Origin of the sequence: Azospirillum brasilense, assembly GCF_001315015.1 — a bacterium.
GTDB lineage: Bacteria > Pseudomonadota > Alphaproteobacteria > Azospirillales > Azospirillaceae > Azospirillum > Azospirillum brasilense.
The window spans coordinates 559,014-576,005 of sequence record NZ_CP012915.1; the positions used below are offsets into that span (position 1 = coordinate 559,014).

Below are 16,992 nucleotides of genomic sequence, written 5' to 3' on the forward strand. Positions count from 1 at the left end.
GTCACGCCTCCTTCACGCGGCGACGCCCATGGCTCTGAGCGGGGCCGATGCGGGCGAGGTAGGTGGTGCGCGGGCGGGTGCCGATCTCCTCCAGCAGCGCGTAGGCACGGCCGTCCTTGCGGGCTTTCGCTACGGCGCTGCCCGGACGGTTCTTATCGCCGAACGCGATGACGCCGGTCGGGCAGGCGGCCTGACAGGCGGTGCGCACCTCGATCGCCGCCGGGTCGCGGCCGTCGCGCTTGGCGTCCTGGCGGGCGCGGGCGATGCGCTGGACGCAGTAGGTGCACTTCTCCATGACGCCGCGCGCGCGCACAGTGACGTCCGGGTTGTATTGCAGACCCTGCTGGTCGGCGGCGATCTGGCCGTATTCGAAGAAGTTGAAGCGCCGCACCTTGTAGGGACAATAGCTGGAGCAGGTGCGCGTGCCGATGCAGCGATTGTAGACCTGTTCGTTGATGCCGTCCGGGCTGTGCACGGTGGCGTTCACCGGACAGCCGACCTCGCATGGCGCCTTCTCGCAATGCATGCAGGGGACGGGCAGGAAGTGGATGCGCGGATCCTCGGGCGCGCCATCGTAGTAGGAATCGACGCGCAGCCACAGCATCTCGCGCCCCATGGCGACCTGCTCGCGTCCGACCGGGGGCACGTTGTTCTCCGCCTGGCAGGCGATGACGCAGGCGTTGCAGCCGATGCACAGGTCGGTGTCGATGGCCATCGCCCAGGCGTTCTGTGGATAGGACCAGTCGGGATAGAGGCTGGGCGGCGTCTCCTCGATGGGCTTGAGCGTCGGAGAGTCGGGGGTGACCACGCGGATCGGCTCGGCCTCGGCGATCTCATGGTGCGGCTGGGTGGTGACCAGCGGGCGGCGTTCGCCGGTCTTCCGAAGCTCCAACCCGGTTGCCGTCCACGGCGCACCGGAGCCGCGCAACGCATAGGCATCCACCCCCACGCCATCGCCCACCCGCCCGGCGCGGCGCCGTCCGTTGCCGAGGAACAGCGTGACCGAACGCTCCGCCTGTCCAGGCTGCACCAGCACCGGGGCGCGCAGCGTGCGTCCGCCGATGCCCAGCTCCACGATGTCGCCGTCCTTCAGGTCCCGCTGGCGGGCGAGCGCGGGGCTGACCGCGGCGTGGCTGTCCCAGCTGATCTTGGAGATCGGCTTCGGCAACTCCTGGAGCCACGCGACATTGGCGCGCCGGCCGTCCCACAGGCAGGGATCGGGCCGCAGCGTGAGTTCGAGGCCGCTGCCCGGCTCCGGCGGCGCAGCAATGCTCCCGGACACGGGGGACACCTCCACCGGCGCTTCCGTCGTGCCTTCGACAAAGCCCTGGTGCAGCATTCGCCGCCACGCCGTGTCGTCGGCCAGCCGGTCGCGCCACGTGTCCCGCACCAGCGCCTGCGCTCCGGCGAAGGGATCGCCGGCCAGCATGGCGGTGATTTCCACCAGGGACCGCCCGCCGAAGATCGGGCGGATGGTGGGCTGGAGGATGGTTGCCGTTCCGTCCACCGCCCGCCCGTCGCCCCAGCTTTCCAGAGCGTGCGCCATCGGCGCGTGCCAATGGCAGAGCGCTGCCGTCTCGTCCGCGTGCAGCCCGGCGTGCAAGCGGAACGGCACGCGCTCGCACGCCTCGGCGAAGCCCAGGTCGGCCGGCGCGGTGTAGGCGGGGTTCACATCCAGCATGAGCAGAGCGCGCACCTCTCCGCCATCCATGGCGCGCACGAGGTCGGCAAGGGGCTCGGCGCTTGCCGTGACCGGAGCGGTGTAGGCGACCGCGCCCGTCCGCAACGCCGCGTTGATGCGGTGCGTGGTGGCCTGCGCCTCCGGCGGCAGTTCGGTCCCCGCGGTCACCAGGGCGCGGTCGCCGTGTCCACGCAGCAGCTTGATCGCCTCATCCACCCAGACCCGCTCCCGTTCGGTCAGCGTCATCTCGCCCGCGGCGCCGGGCACGGACAGCGCGCGGGCCAACACATGGACCAGCAGGGGAAGACGGGCGGCTTCCACCGGCACCCGCTCGGCCGCCACGGCGCCGGTCGTTGTCGGGGTGGCCTCGGCCACCATCAGGCGCGGCAGGTTGTCGGGCAGGCGCCCCTGCATCCGCCGAGCCGCCCAGCCGAAGGCGTTGCGCAGCTGCGCCGGGCCGGTGCCGAGCAGATCGTCGCCCAGGCTCACCACCACGTCCGCCCGGTCGAGACGCGGATGGACGGCCAGCGGCCGGCCGAAGGCGAGTTGCGTGCCCTCCTCGCGCCGTTCGGACCCGATAGCCTCGTGGACATGCCAGCGCAGCTCCGGGAACTGGTGGCGCAGGGCGTCGATGTGGCGCAGCAGCGTCGGCGAGGTGATGGCGCCGGTCAGCAGCCGCACGCCGCGCCCGCCATCGGCTTGCCAGTCGGCCCGCTGCGCCGCGACGGCAGCGGCGAAGGCGTCCCAGGTCGCCGGCCGGTCGAGGTGGCGGGGTGTTTGCGAGCGGTCGGGGTCGTAGAATTCGAGCACCGCCGCCTGGCTGTAGGCGTCGAGCGCCGTCGGGTTGACGCTGCCGCGCGCCAGGGGGTGGTCGGCGTTGCCGTCCAGGCGGGTGGGGCGGCCTTCGTGCGTCTCGGCCAGCACCGGCTGAACAAAGCCCTCGAACGGCACGGCGGTGGCGTAGAAGCGCGGTCTGCCGGGCACCGCCAGTTCCGGCTGCACGACGTAAGGCACCGCCTCCTCCTTGCCGCAGCCGGTCAGCCCGGCCAGCAGGATGGACGCCGCCATGGCGCGCAACACCTCCCGCCGGCCGGTCTCCGGCAGAGCCAAGCCGGGAAACTCCTCAGCGAGGTAGCGGTGGAACGGCGCGGACTCCGCGACCTGCTCCAGTATCCGCCAGAAGCGCCGGCCGCCGCCGGCGCGCAGCCGCGCGGCAGTTTCGGCAAGGTCGGGCGGGAGGGGGCGTGCGCTCATGACCTCACCTCACCGGTGGCAGACGTAGCAGTCGTCGAGGCGTTCGGGGTGGATGCCGAGCGCCGCCATGCGCTCCTCGCCGCGTTTGCGCTGGTCGGGGGGCGGCTGCCAGTCCATGTCGAACACCTCCGAGCGGTCGCGCAGGTTGGGCGCCGGGTCGCGGTGGCACTCCAGGCACCAGCTCATCTGCAGGCTGCGCGCCTGATAGGTCAGCGGCATGCGGTGCACCGGCCCGTGGCAGGTCGAGCAGCCGACGCCGCGCGCCACATGGACGGAGTGGTTGAAGTAGACGAAGTCCGGCAGATCGTTGACCCGGTTCCAGCGGATGGCGGTTCCGTTGGCGAGGCTTTGGCGGACCGGCGCCAGCATCGGCGCGCCGGTCCAGATCTGCGAATGGCAGGTCATGCAGGTGTCGGTCGGCGGCAGACCGGCGCTGGCCGCGGTCTCGACGCTCGTGTGGCAGTAGCGGCAGTCGAGCCCCAGGCCGGAGACATGGTGTTCGTGGCTGAACGGCACCGGCTGCTCCATGAAGATGCCCGTGGTGGTGAACCAGTCCGAATTGACCAACCCGCCGATCACCAGGAAGACGGCAAAGACGCCGAGCACCGCCAGCAACAGGAACAGGCGCAGCCACGTATCGGCGGATGGGCGAAAGATCTGGGCCATGGTCGTGCCTTCGCTTCCCAGGACGCGGGCGCGCTGCTCTGGAATCCTGTCCGGCCAACGACGCGGAGCGGCGGTGGTTCCCTTGCCATTGGACCTATGCCGATGCGCTAAGCCCGCTCATGTCCGCCCGTGCGCGGCGCCCCCGGCCTGGGTCCCGCCACGGTCGTGCTTCCGCTCTCCGTGCCCGCCCGAGAAGTGCGACCACAGCAGCCGGTCAGTGCCCCGAACGCCAAACTCAGGAAGAACGTGTGGTCGATGGCGAACCGCACCATGTCGGTGTACTTGGCATGCGCGGTTGCCATGATGGCGGCCAGCTCCTCGTGCCGGGCCTGGACGAAGTCGAAGCGGTCGCCCGCCCGCGCGCGAGCGCGCCCACCGGGCCGTTGATGCCGTCGCCGGGCGGAGCCGGCAGGACGGCATGCCGGCTCCGCAGTCTGTTTTTTCCGCATATTAACGTTAAAAATTTGTATTTTATGGCGTTTTTCCCGATTGATTCATGAGTGAAATCATGATGTCATTTTCCTACTAGAGATTAGGAAAATTGATCGGAGGTTCGTATGGGCAACCTTGGACGTGTCATCCGCCGCGCGCTTTGCGCCCTGGCCGGGCTGGGGCTCGCCGCCGCAGCGCTGGCCGGTCCGGCGGCGGCGGAAGGCCGGATACGGATCGCCGAACAGTATGGGCTGGGCTATCTGCCGTTGCATGTGCTGCGCCACCAGAAGCTGATCGAGAAACACGGCAAGGAGCTGGGGCTCGACGTCACCGTGGAGTGGGTGCAGCTCTCCGGCGGGGCGGCGATGAACGATGCGCTGCTGTCGGATTCCATTGATCTGGGGTCGGCGGGCGTCGGTCCGCTGCTGACCATCTGGGACCGCACCAAGGGCAACGCCAATGTCAAGGCCATCGCCGCCCTGAACAGCATGCCGCTGTTCCTGACCACCACCAACCCCAACGTCAAGACGCTCAAGGACTTCTCCGACAAGGACAAGATCGCCCTGCCGGCGGTGAAGGTCGGCGTCCAGGCCCGCGTGCTCCAGATGGCCGTGGAGAAGGAGTTCGGGGAGGGCACGTTCGACGCGTTCGACAAGCTGACCGTCTCGCTGCCGCACCCCGATGCCACCGCCGCCTTGCTGTCCGGATCGTCGGAGATCACCGGCCACATCTCCGGGCCGCCGTTCCAGTACCAGCAGCTTCGCGACCCGAAGATCCACAAGGTCTTCAGCTCCTACGACGTGCTGGGTGGGCCGCACACCTTCAACCTGATCTGGGCGAAGGAAGCCTTCCGCGCAAAGAATCCCAAGACCTATCGGGCCTTCCTCGGCGCGCTGAAGGAGGCGATGGACGTCATCAACGCCGACCATTCCGCGGCGGCGGACATCTATCTGACGCAGAACCGGGGCGACCTCGACAAGGCCTTCGTCATCAGCATCCTCAACGACCCGGACAACCGGTTCACCGTCGCCCCCGCCCGCGTCGGCGCCTTCGCAGACTTCATGCACAAGGTCGGCGCGATGAAGAACAAGCCGGCCTCCTGGCAGGACCTGTTCTTCGAAGACCTGCACGGCGAAACCGGGAGCTGAGTCGATGAACGCCTTCACCCATCCCGCCAGCCTGGACACCGACGGCGTGGGGACCGCCAGTGTGTCCGAACGCCCGTTGCTGGACGTGTCCGGCGTGACGCTCCAGTACAAGACGCGCCGCCATCTGGTGACCGCGACCTACCGCGTCGATTTCCAGGTTTTCCAGGCGGAACGATACGTTTTGCTGGGGCCGTCCGGCTGCGGCAAGTCCTCGCTGCTGAAGGCGGTGGGCGGCTTCCTGGCGCCGGTGGAGGGCGCCATCCGCCTGAACGGGCGGTCGGTGACCGGGCCAGGGCCGGACCGCATGATGGTGTTCCAGGAGTTCGACCAGCTTCCGCCCTGGAAGACGGTGAAGCAGAACGTCATGTTCCCGCTGCTTGCCAGCGGCAAGGCGTCCCGTCGGGAGGCCGAGGAGAAGGCGCTGGACTGCATCGCGCGGGTGAACCTGTCCAAGTTCGCCGACGTGCATCCGCACATGCTGTCGGGCGGGATGAAGCAGCGCGTCGCCATCGCCCGCGCCATGGCGATGGAGCCGGACATCCTGCTGATGGACGAGCCCTTCGCGGCGCTGGACGCGCTGACCCGCCGCAAGATGCAGGAGGAGCTGCTCCAGCTCTGGGACGATCTGCGGTTCACCGTTCTGTTCGTCACCCATTCCATCGAGGAGGCTTTGGTTGTCGGCTCCCGCATCCTCGTGCTGTCGCCGCACCCCGGACAGGTGAAGGCGGAGCTGAACTGCGAAGGCTACGATCATTTCGCGGTCGGCAGCCCGGCGTTCCAGGACACCGCCCAGCGCATCCACACCATGCTGTTCGCCGACGAGGTGGAAACGGTGAAGGGGCTGTCGTCATGACCGGCCTGTCCCTGGCCCCGCAAGGCCGCCGCGTGCCGCCCGTCCGCCCGGAGTATGAGCGGACGGTCGCCACCACCGGCCCCATCGGCGACGTGGCCCGCCCGCTGTCCCTGTGGGAGCGGATCGGCAACATCACCGCGCTCCGCCGCTTCGCCGTGCTGGCCGCGGTGGCGCTGCTCTGGCAGATCGCCGCGACGTGGCAGAACAACCCGCTGATGTTTCCCACCTTCACCGCCACCGTCGCGGCGCTGTGGGAGGCGGTCTGGCGGGAGAATCTGCTGTCGATGGCCTGGGTGTCGCTGTCGGTTCTTCTGAAGGGCTACGCCATCGCCGTGGTGCTGGCCATTCTGTTGACCAGCTTCGCGGTGTCCACGCGCGTCGGCAACGACGTGCTGTCCACGCTGACCTCCATGTTCAACCCCTTGCCGGCCATCGCGCTGCTGCCCATCGCCATGCTGTGGTTCGGGCTGGGCGCGGTCAGCCTGACCTTCGTTCTGGTCCACGCGGTGCTGTGGCCTCTGGCGCTGAACACGCACGCCGGCTTCACCTCGGTGTCGGAGACGCTGCGCATGGCCGGGCGGAATTACGGGCTGAGCGGCATCCGCTACGTCGTCGCCATGCTGATCCCGGCGGCTTTTCCGGCCATCCTGACCGGGCTGAAGGTCGGCTGGGCCTTCGCCTGGCGCACGCTGATCGCGGCGGAGCTGGTGTTCGGCGTGTCGTCGGGCAAGGGTGGGCTGGGCTGGTTCATCTTCCAGAACCGCAACGAGCTGTACATCGACAAGGTGTTCGCCGGCCTCGTCACCGTCATCCTGATCGGCCTCGTCGTCGAGAACGTCGTCTTTCGCTGGATCGAGGCCCACACCGTCCGCAAATGGGGAATGGTCCGCTAGCAACCAAAACCCCTCTCCTGGGGCGGGAGAGGGGATTCTTGAGCAAGGAAATCCATCCGTGCCTTTCGACAGCAACCTGACCACCGAGCGCCCGACCTTCGTCACGCATCTGGAATGCGCCTACACCGGGGAGCGGTACGAGGCCGACACCGTCCACAACCTGTCCAAGGCCGGTAAGCCGCTGCTCGTCCGCTACGACCTGGAGGGGGTGCGCGGCGCGCTGACCAAGGACGCGCTGGCCGAACGCCCGCAGGATCTGTGGCGCTACCGCGAGCTGCTGCCTGTGCGCCGGGTGCAGGACATCGTCACCCTGGGCGAGGCGGTGACCCCGCTGGTCGCGCTGCCCAAGCTCGCCGCCAAGCTGGGCGCTGCCGAGCTGCTGGTGAAGGACGAGGGGCGGCTGCCCACCGGCTCCTTCAAGGCGCGCGGACTGGTCATGGCGGTGTCGATGGCGAAGGCCTTCGGCATCGCGCACATGGCCATGCCGACCAACGGCAACGCGGGCGCGGCGCTGGCCGCCTACGCGACACGGGCGGGCATCAGAACGACCATCTTCTGCCCGGAGGACACGCCGGAGGTCAACGTCTCGGAGATCGAACTCCAGGGCGCCACCGTCTACCGCGTCAACGGGCTGATCGACGACTGCGGCAAGATCGTGGGAGAGGGCAAGGCCAAGGCCGGCTGGTTCGACGTCTCCACCCTGAAGGAGCCCTACCGGATCGAGGGCAAGAAGACCATGGGGCTGGAACTGGCCGAGCAGCTCGGCTGGGAGGTACCGGACGTCATCTTCTACCCGACCGGCGGCGGCACCGGGCTGATCGGCATGTGGAAGGCTTTTGCGGAGCTGGAGGCCATCGGCTTCATCGGGTCCAAGCGCCCGCGCATGGTCGCGGTGCAGGCCGCCGGCTGCGCCCCGATGGTCCGCGCGTACGAGGCGGGGGAGGAGCACGCGCCGCGCTGGCAGGACGCCCACACCATCGCGTCCGGCATCCGCGTGCCGCAGGCGGTCGGCGACTTCCTGATCCTGCGCGCGGTGCGGGAGAGCGGCGGCTTTGCCGTCGCCGTGCCGGACGAGGCCATCCAGGCGGCCCTGGACGAGGCGGCGCGGGAGGAGGGATTCCTGCTCTGCCCGGAGGGCGCCGCCACCTACGCCGCCTACAAGCAGGCGCTGGCCGACGGGCGGGTGGGCCGCGACGAGCGCGCCGTGCTGTTCAACTGCGCGACCGGGCTGAAGTACCCGCTGCCGCAGGTCCACCGGACCCTCGACCGCCACCAGCCCATCGACTATTCGGTGTTCTGAGGATGGGCGGACCCTACGCCGCGGACCGTCTGGTGGCCCTTCTGGACGCCATCCTGCAACGGTCCGGCAGCAGCCCGGAGGAGGCGGCCATCGTCGCCGCCAACCTCGTGGACTCCGACGCTACCGGCCATGCCAGCCACGGCGTGTGCCAGATCGCCGTCTACGCGAAGAGCCTGGAACTGGGCCACCTGCAACCGAACCGGCACGCCCGCGTCGTCCGCGACGAGGCGCCGTTCCTGGTGGTGGACGGGGAGGTCGGCTATGGGCAGGTGATCGCGCGGGAGGCGACGGACCTCGCCATCGCGCGGGCCAAGGCCGGTGGGGCCTGCGTGCTCGCCCTACGCAACGCTCATCACATTGGGCGGGTCGGCTCCTACGGCGAGCAGTGCATCGCGGCCGGCTTGATCGGGGTCTTCTTCGTCAATGTGGTCAGCCGGCCTCTGGCCGCACCCCATGGCGGCGGGCGGCCGCGGCTGGGCACCAACCCGATCTGCATCGCCGTCCCGGCCACGCCGGGCCATCCGCCCTTCCTGCTGGATTTCGCGACCAGCGCGGTGGCGGCCAACAAGTGCCGGGTCGCTGCTGCCTCCGGGAAGGAGGTCGCCGACGGACTGCTGATCGACGAGCGGGGCGCGCCGACGCGCGACCCCGGCGTGATGTTCCGCGACCCGACCGGCGCCATCCTGCCCTTTGGGGGGCATAAGGGTTACGGGCTGGCGCTTGCCTGCGAGATCCTCGCCGGGGCGCTGGCCGGCGGGCTGCCGGCCCTTCCGGAGAACCTGCGTCCGGGTCGGGTGGTGAACAACGCGCTGGCCTTCCTGATCGATCCGGCGCGGGTGTCCGGTGCGGAGAATGGCGGCTGGCAGGCGTTGACCGACGCGGTGCTGGACCACATCCAGGACACCCCGCCGGTCCCTGGCGGTGACGGCGTGCTTGTGCCCGGCGGGCCGGAGCGGCGGAGCCGGGTGTTGGCCGCGGAGCGCGGCATCACGCTCGACCCCGACACCGAGCGCGCCCTACACGGGATCGGGGGCGCGCTCGGCCTCGACGTTCCGGCCTTCCTGGGGGCCTGACCGGGTGGTGTCAGGGCAGGATGCGGTTGCGCAGAACCCCGTCCTCCAGGAACAGGCGGGCGGTTTCGGCGGCGTTGCGGCGCATCTCGATCGCCGCCTCGTCGGAATGAAAGGCGTTGTGCGGCGTGACCACGAGACGACCTTCCAGCCAGGATTCCCGGCGGCGCCACGCGTCCAGCAGCGGGTGAGGGGCGGGCGGTTCGGTCGGCAGCACGTCCGTCCCCACCGCGGCGACCTGGCCGCTGCGCAGCGCCGCCTCCAGCGGGTCCAGCCCGGCAAACATCTCGCCGCGCGCCGTGTTGACCAGCAGGGCGCCGGGCTTCAGCTTCGCCAGGAAATCCGCGTCGATCAGGCCGCGGGTCTCCGGCGTCAGCGGGCAATGGAAGGTCACGATGTCGGATTCGCCGAGCAACTCGTCCAGCCGGCGGACTCGGTGGTAGCCGACCGCCTTCTCGTGCCCGGCGGGTTGCTGCGGATCGTAGCCGAGGATGCGGTAGCCAAAGGGCTTGAGCCGGTTCACCACCGCCGTGCCGATCCGCCCCACGCCGACGACGCCGACCGTCGCCGCGCTGGACCGCCGCAGCGGCGTCAGCGTGTTGGCCTGCCACGTCGTGCTGTAGCCGCGGGCGCGGGCATCATGTTCCCACAGCCGGCGCTGCAGGGAGAGCAGCAGGGAGACGGCGTGGTCGGCCACCTCCTCCGTCCCATAGTCTGGGTTGTTGCAGAAGGGAATGCCCGCGGCCTCCAGCGCCGCCACGTCGACCTTGTCGTAACCGACCCCGAACCGCACGACGACTCGGCAGCGCGGCAGCTTCGCTACCGTCGCCGGGCCGATGCGGGTGCTCCACACCAGCAGCGCGTCCAGCCGGGCCAGACGCTCCGGGTCCAGATCCTCTTCGCGGCGGGTGTCGAGGAAATCCACCTCGGCACAGCCGTCCAGCACCGCCGCCTCCAAGTCCGGCGGGGGGATCATATGGTCGGTGATTCCGACGACGAAGGGTGCACGCTTGCCCATGGTCATTCTGCGGTCCGGTTCCTGGTGGTCGGGATTAATAACAAAATTTTTGAGTTTATTCTTGAGGGTGGAGTATGAAAGCACATGCGATACGGCAAAAGCCAACTTGTTAAATAGGGATTCGTGGTGCTCTAATGATGTCAATTCGGAGGCGCCCCCGGGGTGCTGGACACAGGGAGAGGAACGACGAGCATGCCGTCCCACGACACCGCGCACAGCATCGCCATCGTCGGCGCCGGCTTCACCGGCAGTATCCTGGCGGCCCACCTTCTGCGCAAGGCGGAGGAGCCGACGCGCATCCATCTGATCGAACGCGCCGGCACGTTGGGCACCGGGTTGGCCTATTCCACCGACAGCGCGGCGCATCTGCTGAACGTGCGCGCCTACAACATGAGCGCCTATCCCGACGACCCCCGCCACTTCCTGCGCTGGCTGTGGGCGAAGGACCTCGGCGGCGACGTGCCGCCCAGCGGCCACGCCTTCGTGTCGCGCCGGCTCTACGGCGCATACATCCAGGACGTGCTGCGCGAGGCCCAGGCGGAGGCTCCCGCCCATGTGACGCTCGACACGGTGCGGGCGGAGGTGGTCGATGCGGCAGTGGACGGCTCCGCCGACGGCGGCGTTCGTCTTCGGCTCACCAGCGGGGAAAGCCTCGCGGTGGATCGGGCGGTGCTCTGTGTCGGGCATTTTCCGCCTTCGCCGCCGCGCATTGCGGCACCGGAGGTCTTCGCGTCGGAGCGTTTCATCGGCGATCCCTGGAACCGCGAGGCCGTCGCCGCCATCGATCCGGACACGCCGGTGCTGATCCTCGGCACCGGGCTGACGATGGTCGACGTGGTGCTGTCCCTGGAGAACCAGGGCCACCGCGGTCCGACCCTGGCGCTGTCGCGCCGCGGGCTTCTGCCCACCACCCACCTGGAGACGCGGCCCTTCAAGAGCTTCGTCCATCCCCAGACGATGCCCGGCACGGTGCTGGATGTGCTGATCGCCCTGAAGGCGGACGTCCGCCGCGCACGGGAGGAGGGACTGGACTGGCGCGCCGCCTTCGACTCCCTGCGGCCCTTCCACCCGCTGATCTGGAAGCATCTGCCGCTGGAGGAGCGGCAGCGCTTCCTGCGCCACGCCCGGCCCTACTGGGAGGTGCACCGCCACCGTATGGCGCCGGAGGTGGCCGCACGCATCGACGCTCTACGCGAAAGCGGACAACTGACCATCCGCGCCGGCCGCCTCCAGTCGTTGACCCCGACCTCCGACGGGGTGGAGGCGACGGTCCGCGCGCGGGGCGCCGAAGACACGCTCTGGACACGCACGGTGGGCGCCATCGTCAACGCGACCGGCACCGAGTGCGACTTCGGGCGCATCCGCCATCCGTTGATGCACGCCTTGCTTCAGCAGGGTCTGGCCCGTCCCGATCCCTTACGCCTCGGCCTCGACGTGACGGAGGAGGGGGCGTTGGTCGGGGAGGGAGGGGCGGTGTCCGACCGCCTGTTCGCACTCGGGCCGGTCAGCCGTGCACCATTCTGGGAGATGACCGCGGTGCCCGAACTGCGAAGCCAATGCGCCGACGCTGCGTTGGCCCTCGTCCGCCGGGGCGTGAGGAAACGTCTCTCCGTATAAAACACAAAAAATATACGTTATAATAGATTTAATAAACCCATTTGCATGATAGATTTATGGTGTCTATCATAGCGTTCAGTGTCGATTTCCGCCTGGCAGTCGGAGGCTTCTCCGGTTGCCTGCACTGCTCCCGGTCTGCGTGGCTGTTCGCCGCCGCGCCGGTTGAGAAGGAGGACGTCATGCCGGATACGATCTTGCGGCCCACGACGGAGCGCCTGGACCGTCAGGTCATCGCGATGAACGAGGCGGCCGCCCGTCTCGGCGCCGCTCCCGCCGATCCCTTGAGCCTTCCACTCGCCGACGCCCGTGCGGCGGCGGAGCGTTATCACGCCTTTCTGAACGGCCCCGTGCCGCTTGCCGTCGATGTGACGGAGGTGGCTGCGGCCGGTCCCTCCGGCCCTTTGGCGTTGCGCCTCTACCGACCGGCCGACCATGGGGCCGCGAGGTTGCCCGTCCTGGTCTATTTCCACGGCGGCGGCTTCGTCGTGAACAGCGTGGACACCCACGATCGGCTGCTGAGGATGCTCGCCCTGCACAGCGGCGTCGTGGTCTGCGCAGTGCGTTACAGTCTGGCACCGGAGCGCCGCTTCCCGCACCAGCATGAGGAAGCGCTGGCGGCCCTGCGCTGGATTGCCGCCGCCGGGGCGGTGCATGGGATCGACCCGGGCCGGATCGCGGTGGGCGGCGATTCCGCCGGGGCCAACCTCGCTCTTGGTCTCGCCCTTGCCGCCCGCGCGCCGGGAGAGCCGCGCGTGTCCTTCGGGCTGCTGTTCTACGGCATGTTCGCGCATGACTTCGACACCGTATCGCACCGCCGGTTTGGTGACGGGCGGTACGGGCTGACGACGGCACGGATGCGCTGGTACTGGCAACAGTATCTCGGCGCCGCCGCCACCCCCGACGATCCCCGCGCCACCCCATTGCTGGCCGACCTCCGCGGGCTGCCGCCTCTGCTTCTGCTGGCAGCGGATCTTGACTGCCTGCGCGACGACTCCCTGCGTCTGGCAGAGCGGTTGGCCGAAGCGGGCGTTTCCCATCGCCTCGCCGTCCATGACGGGCTTCCCCACTCCTTCGCCACCATGACCCGTCTGGTCGATCAGGCCCACCGCGCCGTGCTGCAGGCCGCCGATGCGGTGCGCCGTCATCTGGACGCCTGAGCCCGTTGCGCTTCTTCCGGTGGCGCCGCGAGCGGGCTGCGGACGCAAGCCGCTTGCTTATCCCCTGGGAATGCGATAACAGGGCGCGGCGCGCTCGGAAGGGTGCGCGTGCGGGCCGATGCGGCCTGTCGTCGGGTTGCTCTCAACATGAGAAAGTTGTTGCATTCCGACGCGGCGCCGCGTAACGTCCGGCTTAGGAATGTAAAAGAATTCAATGGGTTGAGCCTTCATGCCCAGTCCATTCGAATGATGAAGTCGCGGTCGTGGCGGAATTGGTAGACGCGCAGCGTTGAGGTCGCTGTGGCAGAAATGCTGTGGAAGTTCGAGTCTTCTCGACCGCACCATCTTTCCTTCGGCGGATTGCCGGACGAATACGAAAATCGGGGCCTTTCCAGGCCCCTTTTTCATGCCCACGAGCAACGGGCCCTTCCCCCATCTCCCTTCCCATTCCTCCAGGCCTCATTCCTCCAGGGTCCAGTTTCCGGCGGTCCGGCAGGTGCGCAGCGGCGCGCCGGCATCCCGGCCGGCCGGCGTGGTCACGACGTGGGTCAGCGCGAAGCACAGGCGCCCACGATCCTTCGTGTCGGCGATGCGGCCCGTCACGGTGATCAACCCGGATCGCAAGCCATCTCCTGAAACCCACTCCTGACCCGTTGCCGCCCGCTCCGTGCCCGATGCGGCCAGCGCTCCAAGGAAGGCCCCGGCGACCATTGGCTGGTCGTCGTGCTTCATGCGCAGACGGGTGGCGTTGCTCCAGCCCGTCCCGACCAGAAGCTCCGGAGTTTGGACGTTGACCGCCACCCGGTCGGCGGCGATGGCCACCGCCAATTCCAGCGGGTCTTCGGGCGCCACGCCCGGTGGCGTGTCGACCAGTCCGGTCAGGCTGGCGAGTCCCGTCCGGGTGCCTTCACCCATCTTGCCGTCGATCGCCCCATCGTAGCGCCCCAGCCGGGCCAGCGCGCGCTGGGCGGCCATGACCCGCTCTTCCGGAGTCAGCACGCGCGGGGCGGGCATCGGCGCACGGCCCTGGGTGATCGCTTCCACGTCCAGCCGATGGTTCAGTCGGCTGAATCCCGGCCCACCGTTCCACAACGTCAACAGGCCGAGATGGATCACCGCCGCGGCGGACAGCAGGACGAGCGGCCACGATCCCTGATCCGGCGCTCGGACCGGTCCGCCGAAGGCGGCGGCCAGCGCCCCGCGCACCACCCCGCGAACCAGCGCCCACAGGCCCAGCCCGGCGGCGATGGGAAGCCCGATGTCCCAGCCGAGCCGCAGCGCCGCCGGGGCGGGCTGTTCCGGCGTCGCGCCGGTCAGCAGAGCCGGAGCGTCCACCCCGGCCACCAGCAGCAGGACCAGGGCGAGCAACCCCGCCGCGACGATCCAGCTCCGCGCCACGGCGGTGCGGCTGGTTTCGGCGAAGCGCTCCGCCAGAACGGCGGCGGTCTCCCGGACGAAGCCGGGGCTGACGCAGGCCTCATGATCGGCGACGATCGCCGCGGCGTCCGGCTCCCGGCCGTCCATCACCGCTTCGGCGACGGAGCGGGTCAGCCGGTAGGCGCCGGCCAGGGCGAAGGCGTCGGCGGGCGGCAGCGCCGCGATGCGCGCCAGCACCGGGGCCAGCACGGTGTCGAGGAAGGGGGGGAGGGGCGCGGAGTCGCCGTCCGACCCGACGGTTTCCACCTCGAACGGCACGCCGTCGCAGTCCCAGGACAGCGCGACCACTGTCAGCGTGCCGCTGCGCTGATAGAGAAGCTGCGTACCGGAATGGCGCACCGTGGCGGGCGCGGGGTTGGCGAGCGCGGCGAAACCGGAGAAGCCGGCCTCCTCCAGCGTCATCCGCACCGCCGCCGGGGCGTCCGGCGGGGCGGTCAGGCTGTAGGAGGGGTGGGCGGTCAGGCGGGGGTGGTGGATGTGGGTGAACTGCCCGACCCCGCTGCAGGTTTCGCAGGCGACCACCCCCTCGCCGGCGCAGACCGGGCAACGGTGCTGGCCGCGTCCGCCGCAGTCGGGACACTCCGGCGCCTCGGCCGTCGCGCTGTGGGTGCAACGGATCTTGCCGCCGCGGCAGCCGTCGCCGCCGCAGGCGCGCACACCGCCGCCGTCACAGCCGGTGCACACCTCATGCAGGTAATAGGGACCGCGCAGCGAGGGAAGGGGCGGCAGCGGCTCCTCTGCCGCGGCCATCGCCTCGACCCGCTCGTCCAGCGGGCCGAGCAGCGTGGCGAAGCGGTGGGCCGTCTCCAGCGAGGCGGCCTCGGCGTCGAGGTCGCGGGCCAGAGTCGCGTTCAACTCGGCGGCGTTGCGGCAGTAGATGGCGAAGCGCACCATCTCGGCGCCCAGCCGGACCTCGACCTCGGTCGCCCAGTCAATGCTCAGGGTCAGATGGGCGCCGACCATCACCTCGCGCTGCTGGGCCTGGCGAAGCGTTACGCCTTCCGGCGCCGGGACGTTGCCGGACGCCGCACGGCGCAGCCGGCGGATGAGGGCGGTCTGCGGAACGGTGGACGGCGGCGCGGATGGGGAGGGGGCGGGCCGGTTCAGATCGCCTGGGCTCAGATGGTTCTGCCCGGGTTCGTTTGGACCAAGGTCGTTCCGGTCGAAGTCGAGGCTGTCGGGCATGGGGCTTGCGTGTCCGCGAACAGGGGCGCCGGCACTGGAAAAGGCCGCGGACGCCGGAACGGAAGATCAGGCGGCGACATCCGGCGCAGGGCCGTCGGTGCCCGGCGCCTTGTCATCGGACTCACGGTCGCCAACGTCCTCGTCCTCGTCCTCGGGCGCGTCGCCGGACGCCGGCGTCTCGGCACGGCTGTCCGGGACAGGGGCGTGGCGAACCCAGCGGCGGCCCTCCATGGCGAACCCATGGTCGCGAAACCACAGGCGTTCCGCCTCGTCGGCGGCGCGGAACAGGACCAGAGTCCAGGCGTCGGACGGCTGCGCGCCGTCGCCGCCGTTGTCGGGCATCGCGTAGGGCTGGAGCGAATAGGGGAAGTCGTCGCGGGTCACTGCATGCCCCCCTGATTGGAGCCGCCGTCGCCGGATGGCCGCGCCGAGGCGGGCGCGGAGTCGGGCCCATCCCCTTCGATCGGCTCCAGGTCGCTTTCGGCGGCGTATTTGATGAGACGGCCGTCGGCCAGACGGATGTCGTAGGTCGGCTCACCGGCAAGGGTCCGTGCGACGACGAGGGCCTCCTGGCCCGCAAACCTCACCCGTGTTCCCAACCGCAGCATCCCGCCCCCGACTGTGTCTTGATCGTTGTCGCAGGCTAAGGATTCAGGCGGGGGTGTGCTGTGTCAAAAACCGGACGCCAAAGGAGCAAGGCTGTGCTTGTGGGGTTCTCCCCTTGCGGGGCTTGGTGCGCCGGGCCTTTTGCGCTGTTGATGTGCAAAAGGACAGGTGTGGCGCAGCGATGGAGGTGTTCATGCCCGCACAGCGCGACGACGGCAACCGGAAGCCGTCCGTTATCGATCTGGTGACCGATCCCGAGAAATTCGATCAATGGCAGCGTCAGCGGGAACGCGACGAGGCGTCGTCGGACGGAGATCGCCGCCGGGAGGGCGAACCGGACCGCGAACCGGACCGGGGCCGTTCCGATGCCCCCAGCGGGCGGGATTGACGGACGGTTATTCGGCGGCCTCGCGGGGCGGTGCCGCATCCGTTGGAATGCCCAGCGGAGCGCCGCAGTGGAACTGCATCAACCGGCGCTCGACCCGGATCAAATAGGCGCGCGCGTCCAACCCCACGGGGCCGCGGCTGTGTTCGCGGACGAGCCTGATCGCACGACAGGCGTGACCGCATTCCGGTGTGGCAAACTGGCACAAGAGGATCGTCCGCCTAAAGGAGTGGGTCCTAAAGTCTTACTCCGTTCGATAGGGCTAGTCGAGCGTCGGTTGCGACTCGAAT

Annotated in this window: 15 protein-coding genes and 1 tRNA gene; 10 read left to right on the forward strand and 6 right to left on the reverse strand. The window is 69.4% G+C overall.

The features are described from left to right. Position 1: 1 nt before the first annotated feature. Both AMK58_RS16290 and AMK58_RS16295 read right to left on the reverse strand, forming a co-directional pair. Positions 2-2,935 carry a Fe-S-cluster-containing hydrogenase gene (locus tag AMK58_RS16290; RefSeq protein WP_082413742.1) on the reverse strand — a complete coding sequence of 978 codons (2,934 nt, stop codon included), beginning with the start codon at positions 2,933-2,935 and terminating at the stop codon, positions 2-4. 9 nt (positions 2,936-2,944) lie between these two features. Next, positions 2,945-3,601, reverse strand: coding sequence for a cytochrome c3 family protein (locus tag AMK58_RS16295; protein WP_035676471.1), 657 nt, complete (start codon positions 3,599-3,601; stop codon positions 2,945-2,947). A gap of 248 nt (positions 3,602-3,849) precedes the next feature. Between AMK58_RS16295 and AMK58_RS30565 the strand changes: the two genes are divergently transcribed. The 6 genes from AMK58_RS30565 to AMK58_RS16325 are packed head-to-tail and all read left to right on the forward strand — an operon-like array spanning position 3,850 to position 9,300. Next, complete coding sequence (locus AMK58_RS30565; RefSeq protein WP_156355537.1) at positions 3,850-4,101, forward strand: hypothetical protein; 252 nt, start codon at positions 3,850-3,852, stop codon at positions 4,099-4,101. A gap of 57 nt (positions 4,102-4,158) precedes the next feature. Further along, the gene (locus tag AMK58_RS16305) at positions 4,159-5,181 is read left to right on the forward strand and encodes an ABC transporter substrate-binding protein (RefSeq protein WP_051140418.1); all 1,023 of its coding nucleotides are present in this window, start codon (positions 4,159-4,161) and stop codon (positions 5,179-5,181) included. Positions 5,182-5,185: 4 nt separating this feature from the next. Then, complete coding sequence (locus AMK58_RS16310) at positions 5,186-6,034, forward strand: ABC transporter ATP-binding protein (RefSeq protein WP_051140417.1); 849 nt, start codon at positions 5,186-5,188, stop codon at positions 6,032-6,034. Next, the gene (locus tag AMK58_RS16315; RefSeq protein WP_051140416.1) at positions 6,031-6,927 is read left to right on the forward strand and encodes an ABC transporter permease; all 897 of its coding nucleotides are present in this window, start codon (positions 6,031-6,033) and stop codon (positions 6,925-6,927) included. Before AMK58_RS16310 ends, AMK58_RS16315 begins: the two co-directional genes overlap by 4 nt. Positions 6,928-6,985: 58 nt before the next feature. Then, complete coding sequence (locus tag AMK58_RS16320) at positions 6,986-8,227, forward strand: threonine synthase (protein WP_035676469.1); 1,242 nt, start codon at positions 6,986-6,988, stop codon at positions 8,225-8,227. A 2-nt stretch (positions 8,228-8,229) separates the two neighbouring features. Beyond that, the gene (locus AMK58_RS16325; protein ID WP_035676467.1) at positions 8,230-9,300 is read left to right on the forward strand and encodes a malate/lactate/ureidoglycolate dehydrogenase; all 1,071 of its coding nucleotides are present in this window, start codon (positions 8,230-8,232) and stop codon (positions 9,298-9,300) included. A 10-nt stretch (positions 9,301-9,310) separates the two neighbouring features. On the opposite strand, the gene AMK58_RS16330 is transcribed toward AMK58_RS16325, so the two are convergent. Beyond that, on the reverse strand, positions 9,311-10,321 hold the full coding sequence (locus AMK58_RS16330) for a C-terminal binding protein (RefSeq protein WP_035676465.1): 1,011 nt from the start codon (positions 10,319-10,321) through the stop codon (positions 9,311-9,313). Positions 10,322-10,507: 186 nt separating this feature from the next. On the opposite strand from AMK58_RS16330, the gene AMK58_RS16335 reads away from it, so the two are divergent. The 3 genes from AMK58_RS16335 (at position 10,508) to AMK58_RS16345 (ending at position 13,433) form a co-directional block, all read left to right on the forward strand. Then, positions 10,508-11,932, forward strand: coding sequence for an FAD/NAD(P)-binding protein (locus AMK58_RS16335; protein ID WP_035676463.1), 1,425 nt, complete (start codon positions 10,508-10,510; stop codon positions 11,930-11,932). Between the two features lie 179 nt (positions 11,933-12,111). Then, positions 12,112-13,089 carry an alpha/beta hydrolase gene (locus tag AMK58_RS16340; protein ID WP_035676461.1) on the forward strand — a complete coding sequence of 326 codons (978 nt, stop codon included), beginning with the start codon at positions 12,112-12,114 and terminating at the stop codon, positions 13,087-13,089. 257 nt (positions 13,090-13,346) lie between these two features. Then, positions 13,347-13,433, forward strand: a tRNA-Leu gene (locus AMK58_RS16345). Positions 13,434-13,548: 115 nt separating this feature from the next. On the opposite strand, the gene AMK58_RS31420 is transcribed toward AMK58_RS16345, so the two are convergent. The 3 genes from AMK58_RS31420 to AMK58_RS16360 all read right to left on the reverse strand — a co-directional run bounded on the left by AMK58_RS31420 (position 13,549) and on the right by AMK58_RS16360 (position 16,298). Beyond that, positions 13,549-15,711 (reverse strand): hypothetical protein, encoded by a 2,163-nt coding sequence (locus AMK58_RS31420; protein WP_035676459.1) that lies wholly within the window; start codon positions 15,709-15,711, stop codon positions 13,549-13,551. Between the two features lie 66 nt (positions 15,712-15,777). Next, the gene (locus AMK58_RS16355) at positions 15,778-16,095 is read right to left on the reverse strand and encodes a hypothetical protein (protein WP_035676457.1); all 318 of its coding nucleotides are present in this window, start codon (positions 16,093-16,095) and stop codon (positions 15,778-15,780) included. Further along, positions 16,092-16,298: a hypothetical protein gene (locus tag AMK58_RS16360; RefSeq protein ID WP_059399191.1), complete on the reverse strand. Its 207-nt coding sequence runs from the start codon at positions 16,296-16,298 to the stop codon at positions 16,092-16,094. The genes AMK58_RS16355 and AMK58_RS16360 overlap by 4 nt, the downstream gene beginning before the upstream one ends. Before the next feature lie 212 nt (positions 16,299-16,510). On the opposite strand from AMK58_RS16360, the gene AMK58_RS16365 reads away from it, so the two are divergent. Then, positions 16,511-16,705, forward strand: a complete 195-nt coding sequence (locus AMK58_RS16365; RefSeq protein ID WP_236778275.1) for a hypothetical protein — start codon at positions 16,511-16,513, stop codon at positions 16,703-16,705. The last annotated feature ends 287 nt before the right edge of the window (positions 16,706-16,992 follow it).

What these genes read in the sequence shown, in the direction of transcription:
- AMK58_RS16325 (WP_035676467.1), top strand. Translation starts at nt 8,230, where the DNA reads ATGGGCGGACCCTACGCCGCGGACCGTCTGGTGGCCCTTCTGGACGCC.
- AMK58_RS16365 (WP_236778275.1), top strand. Translation starts at nt 16,511, where the DNA reads ATGCCCGCACAGCGCGACGACGGCAACCGGAAGCCGTCCGTTATCGAT.
- AMK58_RS16310 (WP_051140417.1), top strand. Translation starts at nt 5,186, where the DNA reads ATGAACGCCTTCACCCATCCCGCCAGCCTGGACACCGACGGCGTGGGG.
- AMK58_RS16315 (WP_051140416.1), top strand. Translation starts at nt 6,031, where the DNA reads ATGACCGGCCTGTCCCTGGCCCCGCAAGGCCGCCGCGTGCCGCCCGTC.
- AMK58_RS16305 (WP_051140418.1), top strand. Translation starts at nt 4,159, where the DNA reads ATGGGCAACCTTGGACGTGTCATCCGCCGCGCGCTTTGCGCCCTGGCC.
- AMK58_RS16335 (WP_035676463.1), top strand. Translation starts at nt 10,508, where the DNA reads ATGCCGTCCCACGACACCGCGCACAGCATCGCCATCGTCGGCGCCGGC.
- AMK58_RS16330 (WP_035676465.1), bottom strand. Translation starts at nt 10,321, where the DNA reads ATGACCATGGGCAAGCGTGCACCCTTCGTCGTCGGAATCACCGACCAT.
- AMK58_RS16340 (WP_035676461.1), top strand. Translation starts at nt 12,112, where the DNA reads ATGCCGGATACGATCTTGCGGCCCACGACGGAGCGCCTGGACCGTCAG.
- AMK58_RS16290 (WP_082413742.1), bottom strand. Translation starts at nt 2,935, where the DNA reads ATGAGCGCACGCCCCCTCCCGCCCGACCTTGCCGAAACTGCCGCGCGG.
- AMK58_RS16295 (WP_035676471.1), bottom strand. Translation starts at nt 3,601, where the DNA reads ATGGCCCAGATCTTTCGCCCATCCGCCGATACGTGGCTGCGCCTGTTC.
- AMK58_RS31420 (WP_035676459.1), bottom strand. Translation starts at nt 15,711, where the DNA reads ATGCCCGACAGCCTCGACTTCGACCGGAACGACCTTGGTCCAAACGAA.